General features: G+C 57.8%; 18 protein-coding genes. 14 read left to right on the forward strand and 4 right to left on the reverse strand.

The genetic code is table 11. The annotated features are described in order from the left end of the window. Positions 1–48: 48 nt before the first annotated feature. On the reverse strand, positions 49–2,400 hold the full coding sequence (locus GHN86_RS04040; RefSeq protein WP_153377739.1) for a beta-galactosidase: 2,352 nt from the start codon (positions 2,398–2,400) through the stop codon (positions 49–51). A 98-nt stretch (positions 2,401–2,498) separates the two neighbouring features. Next, on the reverse strand, positions 2,499–4,643 hold the full coding sequence (gene dinG / locus GHN86_RS04045; RefSeq protein WP_153377740.1) for an ATP-dependent DNA helicase DinG: 2,145 nt from the start codon (positions 4,641–4,643) through the stop codon (positions 2,499–2,501). Positions 4,644–4,741: 98 nt separating this feature from the next. Between dinG and GHN86_RS04050 the strand changes: the two genes are divergently transcribed. After that, positions 4,742–5,206, forward strand: coding sequence for a CopD family protein (locus GHN86_RS04050; RefSeq protein ID WP_153377741.1), 465 nt, complete (start codon positions 4,742–4,744; stop codon positions 5,204–5,206). Positions 5,207–5,263: 57 nt separating this feature from the next. Here the strand turns inward: GHN86_RS04050 and GHN86_RS04055 are convergent, their stop codons facing one another. Both GHN86_RS04055 and GHN86_RS04060 read right to left on the reverse strand, forming a co-directional pair. After that, positions 5,264–6,022, reverse strand: coding sequence for a collagen-like protein (locus GHN86_RS04055; protein ID WP_153377742.1), 759 nt, complete (start codon positions 6,020–6,022; stop codon positions 5,264–5,266). Further along, complete coding sequence (locus GHN86_RS04060; protein ID WP_153377743.1) at positions 6,015–6,293, reverse strand: DUF1145 domain-containing protein; 279 nt, start codon at positions 6,291–6,293, stop codon at positions 6,015–6,017. Before GHN86_RS04060 ends, GHN86_RS04055 begins: the two co-directional genes overlap by 8 nt. A gap of 357 nt (positions 6,294–6,650) precedes the next feature. Here GHN86_RS04060 and GHN86_RS04065 point away from each other — a divergent pair, with 357 nt between their 5' ends. The 13 genes from GHN86_RS04065 to GHN86_RS04125 all read left to right on the forward strand — a co-directional run bounded on the left by GHN86_RS04065 (position 6,651) and on the right by GHN86_RS04125 (position 19,113). After that, positions 6,651–7,148 carry a DUF6231 family protein gene (locus GHN86_RS04065; protein WP_153377744.1) on the forward strand — a complete coding sequence of 166 codons (498 nt, stop codon included), beginning with the start codon at positions 6,651–6,653 and terminating at the stop codon, positions 7,146–7,148. A 4-nt stretch (positions 7,149–7,152) separates the two neighbouring features. Further along, positions 7,153–7,629, forward strand: a complete 477-nt coding sequence (locus tag GHN86_RS04070) for a YchJ family protein (protein WP_153377745.1) — start codon at positions 7,153–7,155, stop codon at positions 7,627–7,629. A 29-nt stretch (positions 7,630–7,658) separates the two neighbouring features. Continuing rightward, a complete protein-coding gene (locus GHN86_RS04075) occupies positions 7,659–8,144 on the forward strand; it encodes an LEA type 2 family protein (protein WP_194286187.1) in 486 nt (161 codons plus the stop codon). A 7-nt stretch (positions 8,145–8,151) separates the two neighbouring features. Further along, complete coding sequence (locus GHN86_RS04080) at positions 8,152–8,370, forward strand: SEC-C metal-binding domain-containing protein (RefSeq protein WP_153377746.1); 219 nt, start codon at positions 8,152–8,154, stop codon at positions 8,368–8,370. 173 nt (positions 8,371–8,543) lie between these two features. Further along, on the forward strand, positions 8,544–9,185 hold the full coding sequence (locus tag GHN86_RS04085; protein ID WP_153377747.1) for a glutathione binding-like protein: 642 nt from the start codon (positions 8,544–8,546) through the stop codon (positions 9,183–9,185). 287 nt (positions 9,186–9,472) lie between these two features. Continuing rightward, positions 9,473–11,935, forward strand: coding sequence for a penicillin acylase family protein (locus GHN86_RS04090; protein WP_153386156.1), 2,463 nt, complete (start codon positions 9,473–9,475; stop codon positions 11,933–11,935). 123 nt (positions 11,936–12,058) lie between these two features. Next, positions 12,059–13,078, forward strand: a complete 1,020-nt coding sequence (locus GHN86_RS04095) for a ligase-associated DNA damage response exonuclease (protein ID WP_153377749.1) — start codon at positions 12,059–12,061, stop codon at positions 13,076–13,078. Beyond that, positions 13,075–14,733: an ATP-dependent DNA ligase gene (locus GHN86_RS04100; protein ID WP_153377750.1), complete on the forward strand. Its 1,659-nt coding sequence runs from the start codon at positions 13,075–13,077 to the stop codon at positions 14,731–14,733. The genes GHN86_RS04095 and GHN86_RS04100 overlap by 4 nt, the downstream gene beginning before the upstream one ends. Before the next feature lie 197 nt (positions 14,734–14,930). Continuing rightward, complete coding sequence (locus tag GHN86_RS04105) at positions 14,931–15,713, forward strand: transporter substrate-binding domain-containing protein (protein WP_153377751.1); 783 nt, start codon at positions 14,931–14,933, stop codon at positions 15,711–15,713. A 57-nt stretch (positions 15,714–15,770) separates the two neighbouring features. Then, complete coding sequence (locus GHN86_RS04110) at positions 15,771–16,499, forward strand: ABC transporter permease (RefSeq protein WP_153377752.1); 729 nt, start codon at positions 15,771–15,773, stop codon at positions 16,497–16,499. Continuing rightward, complete coding sequence (locus GHN86_RS04115; RefSeq protein WP_153377753.1) at positions 16,496–17,206, forward strand: ABC transporter permease; 711 nt, start codon at positions 16,496–16,498, stop codon at positions 17,204–17,206. Before GHN86_RS04110 ends, GHN86_RS04115 begins: the two co-directional genes overlap by 4 nt. Before the next feature lie 13 nt (positions 17,207–17,219). Beyond that, positions 17,220–18,341, forward strand: coding sequence for a succinylglutamate desuccinylase/aspartoacylase family protein (locus tag GHN86_RS04120; RefSeq protein WP_153377754.1), 1,122 nt, complete (start codon positions 17,220–17,222; stop codon positions 18,339–18,341). Positions 18,342–18,348: 7 nt separating this feature from the next. After that, positions 18,349–19,113: an ABC transporter ATP-binding protein gene (locus GHN86_RS04125; RefSeq protein WP_153377755.1), complete on the forward strand. Its 765-nt coding sequence runs from the start codon at positions 18,349–18,351 to the stop codon at positions 19,111–19,113. The last annotated feature ends 64 nt before the right edge of the window (positions 19,114–19,177 follow it).

Below are 19,177 nucleotides of genomic sequence, written 5' to 3' on the forward strand. Positions count from 1 at the left end.
ACGCTCGATGAGCGACGAAATGCATCGCCGCTCATCCGGTTCGGATGATCAGTGGCCTTTGCCCGAGTGACCACCCGCATGCCCTGTTCCAGAGCGTTCGCCATTGCCTTCCTGCGGGGTTTGGCGAGCGGCTTTGACCGCTTGATCTGCATCCACCTGCGCCTTGGCGGCTTCATCGCCCAATTGGTCGAGGGCTTGAAGGTTGGTTTTGCGGACACTTTCAACAAAGCCGGTGAAAGGCAAGTCAGTGATGCCGATCATGCCAAAGTGACCGTTCTCGCCGTCCAGCAAGCGGCCTGTCACGGGTTGATCCAAATACTGGAACCAGTGCACACCGACAATCGAAGGTTCAGCCACGGCCTGTTTGATGAATTTCGCATACGCCGGCCCACGGGCTTCTTCGTTGGCAACCTCGGTCACACCTCCCCAGAACGGGCCACGGTCACGGGAACCGAAGTTGAACTCGGTAATCATCACCGGCTTGTTCAACTCGCGCAGTTTGGCGAAGTCATAGCCGTCCTGCGGTTGCAGGGTATAAAAGTTGAAACTCAAGACATCGCAGTACTGCGCGCACGAAGCCACGGCTTCCGGCGTGCTGACTGAAAACCGCCCGCCGAGCAGCAAGTGATTGGGGGCATGCCATTTCAGGGAGTCAGAGATGGTCTTGAAATACGTGTCGGCAAAGACCTTTTGAAAGTACTGATAGTCCGCCTCGATTTGCGGATGCTCGGGATTGGGCGTGGGGGCCTCGAAACCCGGATCTTCCATCAATTCCCACGCGGGGATGTCCACGCCCCAGGCTTTGGACAGGCCTTGCTGGTTGCGGTACTTGTCCCGCAACTGCTTGAGGAACGCCCGTTTGGCAGGCACATCAGTGGTCAAGCGTAAGGTGCCGAAAGCGAGGGCATAACGCGACTTTGGATCAGTTCCGGGGCCAGCCCACGCCAGTTCGTTATCGGCAAAATAGCCAATCAGCCACGGGTCATCACGGTGATCGCGGGCGGCAATGGCCACCGCACGCTCTGTGGCCATGGCAAAACGCGGGTCGAACGGGTCAGGCATACCGCCCCACCAGTCGCTGCCGGTACTGATACTGGCATAGTCGCCAACAATCGACAGCGGCAAGGTGTAAGGCACGCGGTCGTTGAGGCCCAGCGCGGGGTCACTCCAGTTGCCGATGGTGTTAAAGCCCCAGGCTTGCAAGCGATCCAGGGTATGGGTTTGCCAGCGCTTGGCGTCAAACGCTTCAGGGGCGCACGCAATAACAGGTTCAGAGCCGGGTTGCGTTGTGCCGGCTACGCAAGGCTCACCGTAAATACGTTGCAGGTTAGCCCCATAGAAGTTGTACCAGCGCCCGGCGTTGTACCCGCGGCCCTGCGAAGCGCCGTTGCCGTTGTTATGGTCCGAAGAACCGTAATAACCCGCCAGCGGTGCATTGCCGTTGGGCAAATCGGTAAACATCCAGTCACGGCCCGCGATATAGGTCTGACTGTCATTGGCGGTCACCGCATTCAGCCCCAACGAATAAAACGGATGCCCTTCGGGCGTCACCAGATTCCAGCGACCATTGCGTTTTTCAGTGTGGAAAAAGCCCGTCGCTTCAAATGCGGGGCCTTTGAGCCAGCCACCGTATTTGTCCACATCGGTACGGTTGGCCAACCAGCCCTTGAGTTGCTGTTGTTCTTTGGCAGCAGCCGCTTTGAGCTGTTCGTCATTGGCCACACGCTCCGGCCATTTAGCTCGGGTCGACTGACCGTAACCGTCCACGATTGAGCTGTAGACCGACTTGATGACGCCCTCGCCATCCTGCACACCGAAGCGCTCCAGCAAGATGCTTTGCGCGGCCTTGGGCTGTGGGATCGACAGGGTTACGGACGCCACTTGGCTGCGATCAATCTGGCCCTGACTGCTGACCAGCAGAATGCGTTGCCCGTCCAGAGTCATTGGCATCGGCGGGCCTGCGCGCATGCCTTGGCTATGCGGCGAATTCGCCTGTAATGGCAGCAGCAGAGTTTGCGCAGGACCTGCCGGTAAATCGACGCGGCTGGTGAGGGTCTTGCCGTCCGTGCTCTTGACGGTGATATCGAGGGTCAGTGCCCAGTTCATCGCATTCTGAATGCGCAGCGTCATCATGCCCGACTGTGACCAGTCCCAGACCCCGGTCTGCGGGGTCAACCGCAAACTGGGGGCGGCGGCCGGACTGAACGTCACGCGGCGCAGCACTTCGCCTCCGGCCGTTTGCTCCGCATTGTATTGCGGCAAGTCCGCATCTTCGGTCGCCACTTTCACCACATCGGCGGGGCGAACGAAGTTGAACAGGGTCTGTTGACTGGTAGGCGCCGCCAACAGCGGCGTCGTGACCAGCAGCGCTAAAACAGCAGAGAGCGAGCGGCGAATCATATGGTTCAGGTTCTCCCTAACGGCCGAAAGCCGGCCTGTGAGGTTTCGAATGTCACAGCATAGACGACTGCAAAGCCGGCAATTGAGCCGGCCTGCACTTATGAAATTTCACGACGAAATGGCGGCAGGGCATTCAGAATCGCCTTGCCATAGCGCTGAGTGACCAGCCGACGATCCAGCAACGTGATGGTGCCGCGGTCCTGCTCAGTGCGCAGTAAACGACCACACGCCTGTACCAGTTTGAGCGAGGCATCAGGCACCGAAATCTCCATGAATGGATTACCGCCACGGGCTTCGATCCAGTCAGCCAGTGCGGCTTCGACAGGATCATCGGGCACCGAGAACGGGATTTTAGCGATGACCACGTGTTCGCAGTACGCGCCGGGTAAATCCACCCCTTCAGCAAAACTGGCCAGCCCGAACAACACGCTGGAATCGCCGCCGTCCACCCGCGCCTTGTGCTTATTAAGGGTTTCCTGTTTTGACAGGTTGCCCTGAATGAACACTTGTTTACGCCAGTCGCGCTCCAGGCCGTCGAAGACGTCCTGCATTTGCTTGCGCGAGGAGAACAGCACCAGCGTGCCCCGCGAGCCTTCAACCAAACCGGGCAAGTCACGAATGATTGCTGCGGTATGGGCCACAGCATCGCGCGGGTCGGCTTTGAGGTCAGGTACGCGCAAAACTCCGGCATCTGCGTGATGAAACGGACTTGGCACCACCGCCGTCACAGCGGCTTTGGGCAGCCCGGCACGCATGCGAAAACGGTCAAATGTGCCCAGCGCAGTCAACGTCGCCGACGTGACCAACGCGCCGTAGGCGACGTTCCACAGGTTACGGCGAAGCATTTCGGCGGCAAGAATCGGGCTGGCATTGACTTCGATATCAAACAGCGAGCCGCTCTCGGCCAGGGTTAGCCAGCGTGCCATGGGCGGATTGTCTTCAGGGTCTTCGGTGGTGAACGCAGTCCACAATTCCCAATTGCCCTGAGCACGGGATAACAGACTGCCAAACAGCGGATACCATTCTTCGGCCTGATTGCTGGTGATGCCGATATTGACCTCACCATCCATGCCGTCCTTGAGAATCTCGGTCAGACGCGTGAACAGATCAGTCAGGCGCGAGAAGCCTTTTTTCAGTTCGATGCCCATTTCACGCAAGTGATCTGGAATCAGCCCCCCGACAAAACGGTGGCGTGGACGCTCACGGCCTTCGGGCTCGTCACCGGGTTTGAAATCGGCAATTTGCTCGCAGGCGCTGAACATGAACTGTTGCTGGCCTTTGATCTCTTTCGCCAGCTCCGGAACCTGCTCCAGCAAACGCCCCAGATCACCCGGCAACGGGTGCTGAGCCAGCAGTTTGGTGAGGTTTTTTGCGGTTTGTTCCAACCAGTCGGCAGTTGAGCGCAAACGGGTGTAATGCGCGAAATGGCCGATGGCCTTGTCGGGCAAGTGATGGCCTTCGTCGAACACATACAGCGTGTCACGCGGATCGGGCAGCACCGCGCCGCCGCCCAGCGCCAGATCGGCCAGCACCATGTCGTGGTTAGTGACGATGACATCCACCTTGCTCATGCCTTCGCGCGCTTTATAAAAGGCGCACTGACCGAAGTTGGGGCAATGACGGTTGGTGCACTGGCTGTGATCGGTGGTAAGACGCGCCCAGTCCTGGTCTTCCAGGGCTTGGGGCCAACTGTCACGATCGCCATCCCACTTATTACCGGCGAGCTTTTCGATCATGCTGGTAAACAGTTTTTGGCTGGCCTCATCGACTTCAATCTTGAAGCCTTCCTCCTCAAACAGCTGCGCCGTCGCGGTTTGCGCGTGGCCCTCTTGCAGCAGCATGTCGAGTTTGGACAGGCACATATAACGCCCGCGCCCCTTGGCCAGCGCGAAGCTGAAATTCAGCCCGCTGTTGCGCATCAGGTCGGGAAGATCTTTGTAGACAATTTGTTCCTGCAGCGCGACCGTCGCCGTGGCGATCACCAGACGCTTGCCAGCTGCTTTAGCCGTGGGAATGGCCGCCAGGCTATAAGCGACGGTTTTACCCGTGCCGGTGCCGGCCTCTACGGCAACCACGGCCGGGTCACCACTGCGGTGACCTTCATCATCGGTGTCGATAGCGCCCAGCACTTTGGCCACTTCAGCGATCATCAAACGCTGGCCATAGCGCGGCTTGAGGCTCTTGGCTTCGAGAAAACGCGAGTAGGCGCCCTGGATCTGGGATTTGAGTTCGGTACTAATCATGGTTCTTCGGGCGCAAGAAACGCTGGATAAATTTTCAGTGGTTCGAATGGCCGCTATCATACCCCGCTAATTCATCCTGCGCCGAACGGAGTACCCCAATGACCGCCTTTTCCTTCACCTACAGCCTTCATTTACTGGCCGCCATGCTGTGGGTGGGCGGCATGTTCTTCGCCTGGATGATCCTGCGCCCTGCCGCTGTAGCAGCCCTTGAGGGGCCCGCACGGTTGAAGCTGTGGGTAGAAGTGTTTCAGCGTTTTTTTGTGTGGGTGTGGGTGGCAGTGATCATTTTGCCGATAAGCGGTGTGGGTCTGTTACAGATGCGGTTCAGCGGATTTGAAACCGCACCACGGTATGTGCAGGTGATGATGGGTTTGTACATCGTGATGGTGGCGTTGTTTATCCGGGTTCAGTCACTACAGGTACCGGAGTTACGCCGGGCAGTTGAGGCTCAGGAATGGGCGGCCGGTGCAGCGGTGATGGGCAGTATTCGTCGCTTGGTGGGGTGTAATTTGATTGTGGGCGTGGTGCTCGTAGCCATTGCGGCGGCACGGCCGATGTTTTGAGAGACGCCACTGTGAAGCCTCAAGCTGCAAGCTGGCCGCTTGCAGCTTGAATGTCATTTACAACCGATTGATCGTTACCGCACCGGCACTGCCGACTTCGCCCGGCTGACCAGCCAAACCTGGACGCCCAGGTTTGGCGCCATCGGTGCGATACACCACGCAGCCTTTGGATTTGCCCCCCGCGCCAGGCCGTCCAGCTTCGCCCGGTTTGCCTCCCGCGCCGCCATCAACCCGGACGTTCACCAAGTCATCCGGGTAGTCACGTGGCAATTCAAGACGCACATGAGCCCCCGAAGCACCCGCCTGGCCATTACCGCCGTTATCACCGTTATGGCCCTTGCCCGCAGAGCCCCATGTGCATCCCGGCTCGGAGCCGTTGCCACCATCCAGCCCGGCATAACCGGGCGCGCCCGTCCCGCCTCGCGCGTCAATGATCAGCTTGGGTGCTTGCAACGATTCAATCCGCACACTCAGGTCACGGGCCGGGCGCGCAGGTTTTTCATAATTGCCAGCCGCGCCACGGGCGTTGATCTGGCTGCCTTCTTCAAGTTCGGCCTGAGCCACGCGCAGTTCAATACCGGTGTCGGCCGGCACGATGGTGATGCGGGCCTCTTTTCCCAGATGCAGTTGGTCGATGTTGACCTGACTCACGCCCGCCGGTATCAGCAGGGTGCCGTAATCAGCCACATCGAGTTTTTCCAGCTGCAGCACGCCTGTAGTGGCAGGCAAACGCATGAAGGTATTGGCTTCAACCATGACAACTTCAGCATGGGCAAAAGGGCTGCACAGGGCAGCCAGCAGGCATAACTTACGCATGGCTGGGGTCTCGGTCGGTTGAAGGACGAAAAGTCTGTACGTGAAGAACGCCGAATAACAGGATGTACAGGCGGTCACGCCAAGGATGCGGACGATCCCGCAAGCTACGATTGAATAAAAGTATTTCAAGCAAATGGGTCAGCAACAATAAGCTGCCAGCCAGATTAATCAGTAGATCAAAGGGGTTAATCAGCGGTGTGAAGACGTTGTAGAGCGCCACTCCCCAAAACAACACCACCAGTATTTTCCCCAACCCCCAAAGCACCTTCATACCCCTTGCCCTTTATAAGTTTTTCTTTGAACGCACATTAACGGCTCACGGGAGGCTGACGCCAGTGAGCAGGCTAAATAAATTCCCCACGCGTTTGATGATGGTGAGCCACAGCCACCGCGTTTGAGGATGTTGGCACAAGCGCTCTAGACCGTGGTTTGGCCGCGTTTTTGGTCAGCGCTGGCGCTTTGTATGCCTTTTAAGCGGCCAGAAGCCCGGACAGTAAAGACCCGCCTCAGGGTCTGCGCCAGTCTGGCTAAATTTGACCCAGCGTTACGGTTTGCAATGAAACGGAACAGCCCCTAGGCCGCGAGGCGTGAGCAGGCTAGTCTTGGTCGTTCTGATTGAGGACTTTCCATGACGTCTGGTTTTTCTACACGCACGCCCCAGCAAGCACTGGCTGCATTGCTTGATCGCTATGCGCCATCTCGCTTGCTGGTGGTGGGCGCCAGCGAGTTTCCGGCGCTGGCCGCATTCAAGAACGCACACCCGGATGCCGTGGTCTGCCATGCCAGACCCGGGGCTCTGCCCCCACATCTGGCTGCACAACGCTTTGATCTGGCGCTGGTACTCGATTGCCTGGAGCATTTGCCCAAACGCGAAGGACTTGAACTGTTGGGCGGTATTCGTAATCTCAATGCCAGTCGTATTGCCGTGCTGGCGGATCTGAACGCCTGTGGCTGGAAAGAAACCGACTTTTTCGCCTTGGCCTTACAAAGCAGTGAGCACTTCCAGCGCGATGAACAGGTATTGACGCTGTTCACTTACGACCTGCGCGAGTACAAGCAAGTCCCCGACTGGCTCAATGCCAGGTTTTGGGCCAATCCAGAGAATTTTGGCAAGTACTGGTGGTAAACCGATGAATACCTCTATTTGCCCGTGCGGCAGCGGTAATTCGCTTGACGCCTGCTGCGGGCAGTATCACGCCGGGCATCCGCCTCCCAGCGCCGAATTGCTGATGCGTTCACGTTACAGTGCCTACGTGTTGGGGCTGATTGACTACCTTGTCGAGACGACGTTGCCCGTGCAGCAAGCAGGGCTTGATCGCCAGTCGATGTCCCAGTGGAGCGCGCAGAGCACCTGGCTGGGCCTGGAGGTTGAAAACAGCGAAGTGTTCGGCGGTCAACCAGAACACGCGTTTGTAACCTTTACTGCACGGTGGCACGACGCCAATGGCGAGCACAGCCATCGCGAACGCTCTTCATTTGTTCAACAGGCAGGTCGCTGGTATTTCATCGACCCGACTGTGCCACTGAAAGTCGGACGCAATGATGCTTGCCCGTGTGACAGCGGGCTCAAATTCAAAAAATGTTGCGCCGGTTTTTTCAACCAGTAACCGGGCGAAAGCCCGATCAGGAGTAGCGAATGGATTCTCGAACTCGGATAACTCGAACCTTGCTGTTGATGATGGTTCTGACACTCTCGGGTTGCGCCTCCTGGTTTGGTTCCGGTGACAAAGACCCGCAGGTGCAGCTGGTTCGTGTCGAACTGGTCAAGGCCAAGGTGTTGGAACAACGCTTCAAGCTGCATTTCAGGGTCGATAACCCCAATGACTCGACATTAACCGTGCGCGGAATCCGTTATGCGGTGTATCTGGGGCCGATAAAACTCAGTGAAGGTGAATACAGCCACTGGTTCAGCGTGAAGCCCAACAGCCACGCCCAGTTTGTGGTGCCGATCCGGACCAACCTGTGGCCCCATGTGCGGTCACTGGTCAAATTGCTTGAAACACCCGAGCAAGCTATCCCCTATCGCCTCGAAGGCACACTCGAAACAGGCCTGTTCTTCGGTTACGACGTGCACGTGATGCGTAAAGGCGAGATAATCGCCGCCGATTTTATTCCAGAGTGATTCAGTAATGACCCAGCAACCCCACGTTCATGGCCCAGACTGCAACCACGATCATGATCACCATGATCACGCCCATGACCACGACCACGGTCACGTACACGTACACGGCCCTCACTGTGGCCATGCGCCTCAAGAGCCTGTGCGCAACGAACTGAAAGACGTTGGCCGCAACGACCCGTGCCCTTGTGGCAGCAGCAAGAAATTCAAAAAGTGCCACGGCGCCTGATCCTTTAAAGCGCCCGGCGCACGCCGCACCTGCTTTGAGCACGTGCGGCGTGCGTGTTTTTGCGAACATGAAAAATCCCACAAATACTTTCAACCGATGCGCCATAGGGAGTAAAACAGAGAGCCCGCAGTGAATTGCAAAGGCTGCGTGAACCTTCCCTTCTGGAGCCCTTCATGATCGATCTTTATTACTGGACCACCCCCAACGGGCACAAAGTCTCGTTATTTCTTGAAGAAGCCGGCCTGCCCTACACGATTCACCCCATCAATATCAGCAAGAACGAACAGTTCGCCCCGGACTTTCTGAAAATATCCCCGAATAACCGCATACCGGCGATTGTCGATCAGGCGCCAGCCGATGGCGGCGGTCCTCTCTCCCTCTTTGAATCTGGAGCCATCCTGCTCTACCTCGCAGAAAAAACCGGGCGCTTCCTGCCTAAAGACCTGCGTGGACGGCAAATGGCCTTGCAATGGCTGTTTTGGCAAATGGGCGGTCTTGGCCCGATGGCCGGGCAAAACCATCACTTCAATCGCTTCGCTCCCGAAAAAATCCCCTATGCGATAAAACGTTACGTCGACGAAACTGCGCGCCTGTACCGTGTGCTGAACACGCAATTGGAAGGCCGTCAGTTCGTATCGGGCGACGAGTACAGCATCGCCGACATGGCGATTTACCCGTGGATTGTGCCGCACACCTGGCAGGGTCAGAACCTCGACGACTTCCCGCACCTGAAAGTGTGGTTTGAGCGGATCCAGCAGCGCCCGGCCACTCAACGTGCCTACGCGCTGGTCGAAAAAATCAACCCACCGCAATAAACCTGAACGCCGTAGCAGTTGACGAGCAGCGCGAGGCTACGTCCGGGTGCGTAGCAGCCGTAAAACCCTACAGTTCCAGGGTTAGCTGCGACGATTGCATCGTCGAACGTAGCCTCGTACTACTCGTCAACTGCTACGAGGATTAGCGCTCCACACGCGTGAACGATAGTCGCGTGTCGACACCGTTGTACATTCTCAATCTGGCACCAAGATAGCGCTTGCGCAGTGTCATCGGCCTCACTAACGTAGCGCCTTTCGACGACACTACCCCCCGCAGGAGCTTCGCCATGGCCTCGCCAGCCCTTTTTCGTTTTTTACCCCGGTTCGGCGTTGCTGCGGCAATGGGCACTTTGCTGGGTCTGGCCGGTTGTCAGACCCAAAATAATGCTGGCGAAAGTCTGGTGCCCACCTCCGGCACACAGCCGCTCAAAGGGCTGGCTCAAAACGTTTCGGTACGACGCAACAGCCAGGGCATGCCGCTGATAGAAAGCAGCAACTTCCATGACGCCTTGTTCACCCTGGGTTACGTACACGCCGGCGACCGTATCAGCCAGATGGTGCGCCTGCGTCTACTGGCGCAAGGCCGATTGGCCGAACTCAATGGCAGCGACGCGCTGCCCGCCGACCGTCTGATGCGCAGTGTCAATCTGAAAACCAATGCCGATGAACTCTATAAAAGCGCCTCCCCGCACCTGAAAAAGTTCTTCGAGGTGTACGCCCGTGGCGTCAACGCCTACCTGTTCCGCTACCGCGACAAGCTGCCGGCCGATCTGGCTCAGGCCGGTTATAAAGCCGAGTACTGGAAACCCCAAGACAGTGCGCTGATTTTCAGCCTCTTGAGCTTCGGCATGTCAACCAACTTGCAAGAAGAACTCAATTCGCTGGTGCTTGCGCAAACAGTCGGCACTGACAAACTGGCCTGGCTGACCCCCACCTATCCCGGTGAAGCCTTGCCTGCAGCCGAAGCCGACAAGCTCAAAGGGCTCGACCTTGGACGCCAGTTGCAAGGTTTGAGCGGTGTGACCCAAGCCCTTGAGCAGGTCACACAGCTGAGCCTGCCCGGCATCACGGCGTCCAGTGATTGGGCCATCGGCCCACAACGCAGCCGTAGCGGCAAAAGCTTGCTGGCCAACGACATTCACCAGCCCATCGGCGTACCCTCAGCCTGGAGTTATGTGCAAGTTCGCGCGCCCAAATATCAGGCGGCAGGCGCCACGATCGCCGGCCTGCCCACCTTGTTTGCCGGGTTCAACGGCAAGGTGGCCTGGGGCATGAGCATGGCCATGGGCGATAACCAGGATGTGTTTCTGGAAAAACTCAAACGCCAGGGCAACACGCTTTATTACCTGGCCAACGGCAAATGGCTACCGGCGACTGCCCGCACCGAAACCTTTTTCATCAAAGGCCAGCGCCCGGTGCGTGAAACCATTTATGTCACCCGCCACGGGCCGTTACTCAACAGTGCATTGGGCACACCGACAGCGCTGAACAGCGGACTTGGTCTTGCCCTGCAAATGCCGGACGTGAAGGGCGACAAAACCCTGGATGCATTCTTCGACCTGTCACGCGCCCAAAACAGTGAAAAAGCGTCTGATGCCAGTCGGGAAATACGCGCCGTGGCGCTCAACCTTCTGTACGCCGATGCCAGCCATATTGGCTGGCAAGTCACCGGGCTTTATCCAAACCGCCAGGAAGGCATCGGGCTGCTGCCGTCGCCGGGTTGGGACAGCCGCTATGACTGGAACGGTTACGCCGACGCGATGCTTCACCCCTACGACCAGGACCCGATTCAAGGCTGGCTGGGCACGGCCAACCAACGTACGGCGGCTTTTGGCTACGGCATGCAGTTGTCAAACTCATGGTTGTCGCCGGAACGCAGCGAACGTCTTGCGCAATTGGCCGGCAACGGCAAGCAGGACGCTCGCAGCATGATTGCGATGCAGTACGATCAGACCACCCTGTTTGCAGCCAAGCTCAAAGCCATGTTCAGTGCCCCCGGCATGGCCCAGCCGTTGAAGCAGGCCATTGCCGCCTTGCCTGCGCACGATCAAAGCAAAGCCCGTGAAGCCCTGACCCGGCTGATGGCCTTTGACGGTAAACTCAGCGCCACCTCAGCCGATGCGGCGCTGTACGAACTGTTCCTGCAAACCAGCACCCAACAGATATTTCAGGATGAGCTGGGCCCTGAAAACAGCGCGGGCTGGAAAGCCTTTATCGCCAATGGCGGCCAATCCTACTCTGCTCAGTCCGATCACTTGCTGGGCCGCGAAGACAGCCCGTTCTGGGATGACACCCGCACCCCGCAAAAAGAGGATAAGCCGGCGATACTGGCCCGCAGCCTTGGCGCCGCAATCAGTACGGGCGATAGCCTGATGGGCAGCGATCACAAGGCGTGGCAGTGGGGCAAGCTGCATTATTACCTGTGGCGCAACAGCGATGGTCAAACGGTTCGCGGCCCGATTGCAGCAGGCGGCGACCACACCACGCTCAATGTGGCGGCATACAACGTGGGCGCTAACACCTTCGAAACCACCCTCATTCCCGCGATGCGCATGATCGTCGACTTTGGTCAGAGTGAACCGATGATGGCGCAAAACAGCACCGGCCAATCCAGTAACCCGGCCAGCCCGCACTACCTTGACGGCATTGATCCGTGGCTGAAGGGCCGATACATCAGCTTCCCGATGCAGCCACAAAACTTCGACAGGGTGTACGGCAAAACCCGTCTGACCCTGGTGCCGGGTAAATGAATCAACCCGGATAAACCGTAGCAGTTGACGAGTAATGCGAGGCTACGTGATTTGCATTCCGGGATCGAACTTCCCGCCCTCCCCGGCGCTCTCAATTAACAAGCCCTCTGCCCCGGCATGCTTATGGACCTTGTTATCGCTCGCCCCGAAGGGTTGTATTGCCCGCCCGGTGATTTCTACATCGACCCATGGCGTGCCGTGGAGCGCTCCGTCATCACTCACGGCCACGGCGACCACGCCCGTACGGGCAATTCGCACTATCTGGCCGCAGAACCCGGCGCCGGAATTCTGCGCGCGCGACTGGGGCAGGACATTAACCTGCAAACCCTGGCGTACGGCGAAACACTCAAACACCATGGCGTCACCCTCAGTTTTCATCCAGCCGGCCATGTGTTGGGTTCCGCTCAGGTTCGACTGGAATACGAGGGTGAGGTGTGGGTCGCGTCCGGTGATTACAAAGTCGAACCCGACGGCACCTGCGCACCGTTTGAACCTGTGCGCTGTCACACCTTCATCACGGAATCGACCTTTGGCCTGCCGATTTACCGCTGGCAGCCACAAGCCGAGATATTTGCCGAGATCAACCACTGGTGGCGTACGAATCAGCAACAAGGCAAAGCCAGCGTGCTGTTCTGTTATGCGTTCGGCAAAGCGCAGCGCATCTTGCACGGGATTGACTCAACGCTCGGTCCCATCGTCGCCCACGGCTCAGTCGAACCGCTTAATCGCGTCTATCGCGACGCTGGTATTTTCATCCCGCCGACGCTGTATGCCGGAGACATCAAAAAAACCGACCCGCTGCTGCGTCAGGCGCTGATTCTGGCGCCACCGTCTGCGGGAGGCAGCACCTGGATGCGCCGTTTTGGCGACTACAGTGACGCGTTCGCCAGCGGCTGGATGCGCCTGCGAGGACCACGGCGGCGCCGGGGCGTAGACCGGGGCTTTGTACTCTCCGACCATGCTGATTGGCCGGGCTTGTTGTGGGCGATTGAGCAAACCGGCGCCGAACGGGTCATGGTGACGCACGGCTCGGTGGGCACGCTGGTACGTTATCTCTGCGACAAGGGCCTCGATGCCCAAGGGTTTGCCACCGAATATGGCGATGAGGAAGAAGCGACCGTCGAAGTGGAGCCCGCGCCATGAAAGACTTCGCGCAGTTATATGCAAGACTGGATGCCACCACCTCCAGCAATGCCAAACTGGCAGCGCTGCAAGACTACTTTGCTCAGGCAGAACCGGCTGACGCCGCGTGGGCAGTCTACTTTTTGTCCGGAGGCCGTCCGCGCCAGCTTGTGCCCAGCCGAGTCTTGCGCGAGATCGGCATGCACTTGGCGAATTTGCCCGAGTGGCTGTTTGAAGAAAGCTATCAGGCCGTCGGCGATCTGGCCGAAACACTGTCCTTATTGCTGCCCGAATCTCGTCACAGTAGCGACGCCGGTTTGGCGCAATGGGTTGAGCAGCACCTGCTGCCCTTACGCGGCCAGACGGCAGAAACCCTGGCCCAGCGCTTGCCTGAGTTATGGGCGCAGCTGGATCAGCAAAGCCTGATGGTGTGCATCAAGTTGATCACCGGCAACTTTCGCGTGGGCGTATCCAAGTTATTGATCACCCGCGCTTTGGCCGCATTAGCCGGAGTCGACAGCAAACGCGTGGCTCAGCGTTTGGTGGGCTACACCGAACTCTCACGCACACCTGTCGCGGCCGATTACCTCAAGCTGATCGCCGCTGAGTCCGCCGATGAACACGCCCTGCGTGGAGGGCAGCCGTACCCTTTTTTCCTGGCTCACCCACTCCAACTGCCCACAGAACAGTTCGACGCGCAGTTAGGGCCGTGCGGCGACTGGCAGGTCGAGTGGAAGTGGGACGGTATTCGCGCCCAAATCGTCAAACGGGACGGCCAAGTCTGGATATGGTCAAGAGGCGAAGAGCTGATCAGCGAACGCTTTCCCGAATTGCAGCGCATGGCCATCAACTTGCCCGACGGCACGGTTCTGGACGGTGAAATTGTCGTCTGGAAAGACTCGCCCGATGCTCAGGCACCTGCCGTTCAGCCTTTCGCGCTGCTGCAACAACGGATCGGCCGTAAAACCCTCAGCAAAAAAATACTCCACGACATTCCCGTTGTGCTGCTGGCGTATGACCTGTTGGAGTGGCAAGGCGCTGACTGGCGTCAACACACTCAACATCAACGCCGCGCGCAACTGGAGTGCGTGATCAACACCAGCAGCGATCCCTGCTTGCGCCTGTCACCTGTCCTGCACGGCAAAGACTGGGCGGATCTGGCGCAACAACGCCTGGCATCACGCAGCCTCGGGGTCGAGGGCATGATGCTCAAGTCCCGCGATGCTCACTATGGCGTTGGGCGCACCAAAGACGTGGGCGTGTGGTGGAAGTGGAAGGTCGACCCGTTCAGCGTTGACGCCGTGCTGATTTACGCTCAACGCGGCCATGGCCGACGCGCCAGCCTGTACAGCGATTACACCTTCGCCGTGTGGGACGGTCCCGCCGAAAAAGCTGATCGCCAGTTAGTCCCTTTCGCCAAGGCGTATTCCGGACTGACCGATGAAGAAATGCGCAAAGTTGATGCGATTGTGCGTAAAACCACGGTCGAGAAGTTCGGCCCGGTCAGCAGCGTCACCCCCAGCATGGTATTTGAATTGGGCTTTGAAGGGATCGCCCTGTCAAAACGCCACAAAAGCGGAATAGCCGTGCGTTTTCCGCGCATGTTGCGCTGGCGACATGACAAAGGCATTCAGGACGCCGACAGCCTGGAAACACTTAGCGCCTTATTGAATTGAACTGTCCGCCCTGTTTTGGAGCGACTCAGTGTTCGTGCTCAATTAATGAACACTCATGAGCTGAATTGCCCCTTTTAATTCCTTTTACCCATTGGCGATCCGACTGTGGATCGGAAATTGCTACTGCGCTTGTGTCGTGGCTTTGCAGTAACAGTACTCACGCGCCACAAGCGCTCAATGGTTTTAGGGAATGAATAATGAAAAAAGTCTTTCTGGCCCTTTCTGCACTCACCTTATGCATGGCTGCGGGCACCACGTTTGCCAAAGAGTACAAAGAGCTGCGCTTTGGCGTAGACCCTTCCTACGCCCCTTTTGAGTCCAAGGCCGCCGATGGCAGCCTGGTGGGGTTTGACATCGACTTGGGCAATGCCATCTGCGCCGAATTGAAAGTGAAGTGCAAATGGGTCGAATCCGATTTCGACGGCATGATTCCGGGGCTTAAAGCCAAAAAATTTGATGGCGTTATCTCGTCCATGACCGTCACCCCGGCCCGCGAAAAGGTTATCGACTTCTCCAATGAGCTGTTCTCAGGACCAACCTCTTTAGTGTTCAAAAAAGGCTCGGGCCTGGACGCCACCCCCGAATCGCTCAAAGGCAAAACGGTCGGCTATGAGCAAGGCACCATTCAAGAAGCCTACGCCAAAGCGGTTCTGGACAAAGCCGGGGTTAAAACACAAGCCTACGCAAATCAGGACCAAGTGTACGCAGACCTGATCTCAGGCCGCCTCGACGCCTCGATTCAGGACATGTTGCAAGCTGAGCTGGGCTTTTTGAAATCGCCGCAAGGCGCCGGTTATGAAGTCAGTAAACCGGTCGACAGTGAACTGCTGCCCTCCAAAACTGCCATCGGTATCAATAAAGGTAACAAAGAGCTACAGGCCCTGTTGAACAAAGGTATCAAAGCGTTACATGACGACGGTACTTACAGCAAAATCCAGAAAAAACACTTCGGCGACCTGAACCTGTACAGCGGCAAGTGAAACCCCGGCGCCCACTGCTCGGTGGGCGCTTTTATGTACGCCACAGGTTTGATTGTCATGGTCGAAACACTCCTGAATAACCTTGGGCTATCCGCGTTCAGTTTGCAGGGCTTTGGCCCGCTGTTGCTGGAAGGCACGTGGATGACCGTCAAATTATCGGTACTGTCGCTGGCCGTCAGCGTTCTGCTCGGTTTGCTGGGCGCCAGCGCCAAACTCTCACGCCTTAAAAGCCTGCGCATCCCTGCTCAGCTCTACACCACACTGATTCGTGGTGTCCCCGACCTGGTGCTGATGCTGCTGATTTTCTACAGCCTGCAAACCTGGCTTACCAGCCTGACGGACGCTATGGAATGGGAATACATCGAAATCAACCCGTTCAGTGCTGGGGTCATCACCTTGGGGTTTATCTACGGCGCTTATTTCACCGAAACCTTTCGCGGAGCCATCCTCTCCGTCCCCCGCGGTCAGGTCGAAGCCGCGACGGCCTACGGGCTCAAACGCGGGCAACGGTTTCGGTATGTAGTGTTCCCGCAAATGATGCGCTTTGCCCTGCCGGGCATCGGCAATAACTGGATGGTGATGCTCAAAGCCACCGCACTGGTGTCAATCATTGGCCTGGCTGACTTGGTCAAGGCGGCTCAGGACGCAGGCAAAAGCACCTATCAACTGTTTTACTTTCTGGTCATTGCCGCGCTGATTTATCTGGCCATCACCAGTGCGTCCAACTTCGTCATCCGCCGGCTGGAACGCCACTATGGCGCAGGCGTTCGGGAGGCGGCGCGATGATTGAGCTACTGCAGGAATACTGGCGCCCATTTCTGTACAGCGACGGGTATCACCTCACCGGCCTGGCAATGACGTTATGGTTATTGAGTGCTGCCTTGGTGATCGGCTTTGTGGTGTCGATTCCGCTGTCGATTGCGCGGGTCAGCGCCAATCGATGGGTCCGCTGGCCGGTGCAGTTCTACACCTACCTGTTTCGCGGCACGCCCCTGTATATCCAGCTGCTGATTTGCTACACCGGGATTTACAGCCTTGCAGCCGTTCGCGCTCAACCCCAACTGGATGCGTTCTTTCGCGATGCCATGAATTGCACCATTCTGGCCTTTGCCCTGAACACCTGTGCCTACACCACGGAAATCTTTGCCGGGGCCATACGCAACATGGCTCACGGAGAAGTCGAAGCGGCCAAAGCCTACGGCCTCAGCGGCTGGAAACTTTATGCGTATGTGATCATGCCTTCAGCCTTGAGGCGCTCGTTGCCGTTTTACAGCAATGAAGTGATCTTGATGCTGCACTCGACCACAGTGGCCTTTACCGCCACTATCCCCGATGTATTGAAGGTGGCGCGAGACGCTAACTCCGCGACATTTTTGACCTTTCAATCATTCGGCATCGCTGCGGTCATTTACCTGTGCGTCACCTTTATGTTGGTCGGTTTGTTTCGCTTGGCGGAACGCCGCTGGTTAGCCTTCCTTGGGCCTGCTCACTAGGATTTATTTTCACATGCAGCGACATCAGTCCCACCCCTTGCTGGCGCCTGTTCCCGGCACTGAGCGGCATATTCACAGCTTCCACTACGGCCCTGCCGTCCCACAGGGCAAAGTCTACATACAAGCGTCCCTGCATGCCGATGAGCTACCCGGCATGTTGGTGGCCTGGCACCTCAAGCAGCGTCTGAGCGAGCTGGAAAGCGCTGGGCTGTTACGCAGTGAAATCGTGCTGGTGCCTGTCGCCAACCCGGTGGGTCTTGACCAAGTGCTGATGGACATCCCGCTGGGACGATACGAGCTCGAAAGCGGGCAAAACTTCAATCGCAACTTCCTGGACCTCAGCACGCAAATCGGTGACGAGATTGAAGGCTTGTTAAACCAAGACCCTGCACACAACCTGCAACTGATTCGCCATCACCTGCGTCAGGCCATGTCGGCGCAACAACCGACGACGCAACTGCACTCACAACGCCTGACCCTGCAAACGCTGGCGTGCGACGCCGATGTGATCTTGGATTTGCACTGCGACTTTGAGGCTGTGGCCCACCTCTACACCACGCCACAGGCTTGGCCCCACGTTGAGCCACTAGCGCGCTATCTGGGCGCTCAAGCCTGCTTGCTGGCGACGGACTCTGGCGGCCAGTCATTTGACGAATGCCTGCCTTTGCTGTGGTGGCAATTGCAACAACGTTTCAAACATTGCTTTGCCATCCCGCAGGGCTGTTTCGCCGTCACCGTTGAGCTGCGCGGTCAGGCCGATGTCAGCCACGCCTACGCCGAACACGATTGTCAGGCACTGATTGATTATTTGATCGACTTTGGCGCGATTTCCGGTGCAGCCAAACCCTTGCCGCCGCTGCTTTACCCCGCCACCCCGTTGGCCGGGGTGGAACCTGTCGCAACGCCGGTAGGCGGGTTACTGGTTTTTAGCGCAAAACCCGGCGACTGGATCGAGGTTGGCCAGTTGATTGCCGACATCATTGACCCTGTCAGTGACTGCCTGACGCCGGTGCATGCCACCCGCGCCGGCCTGCTCTTCGCCCGTTCGGTAAGGCGAATGGCGACTGCGGGCATGGTGATCGCCCATGTGGCCAGCCGTGACGCTTATCGAAGCGGCTACCTTCTTTCTGCTTGAGGTATGCATGTACAAACTGACCGTTGAAGGCCTGCACAAGCGCTATGGCGACAATGAAGTGCTTAAGGGCGTGTCGCTCAAGGCCAAAACCGGGGATGTCATTTGTCTGATCGGCGCCAGCGGGTCAGGCAAAAGTACCTTTTTGCGCTGCATCAATTTCCTTGAAACACCCAACGAAGGCGCGATGACGCTGGATGGACAGCTGATTCGCATGGTGACCGATCAAAACGGTATTCGAGTTGCCAGCGAGGAGGAGCTACAGCGTTTGCGCACCCAACTGGCCATGGTCTTTCAGCACTTCAACCTGTGGAGCCATATGACCGTGCTGGAGAACATCACCCTGGCACCGCGCAGGGTGCTGGGCGTCAGCAAAAAGGAGGCTGAAGAACGCGCCCGACGTTACCTCGATAAGGTGGGTCTGGCGTCCCGCGTCGCCGATCAATACCCGGCGTTCCTGTCCGGTGGCCAGCAGCAACGCGTGGCAATCGCACGGGCACTGGCGATGGAACCTCAAGTCATGCTGTTCGATGAGCCGACCTCGGCGCTGGACCCTGAGCTGGTGGGCGAAGTGTTGCGGGTCATTCAAGGGCTGGCCGAAGAAGGCCGCACCATGATCATGGTGACCCACGAAATGAACTTCGCGCGCAAAGTGGCCAACCACGTAATGTTTTTGCACCAAGGTCTGGTCGAAGAACAAGGCACCCCTGAAGCGGTACTCGATCACCCCAACAGCGAGCGCTTGCGCCAGTTTCTCAGTGGCAACCTGAAATAGCCCGCAATGGCTTTTGTGCGGCACTTATGCCGGTCGCGTGCGGTCTTTGAAACAAGCCCACTCA

The organism is Pseudomonas helleri (genome assembly GCF_009600315.1).
GTDB classification, from domain to species: Bacteria; Pseudomonadota; Gammaproteobacteria; order Pseudomonadales; family Pseudomonadaceae; genus Aquipseudomonas; species Aquipseudomonas helleri_A.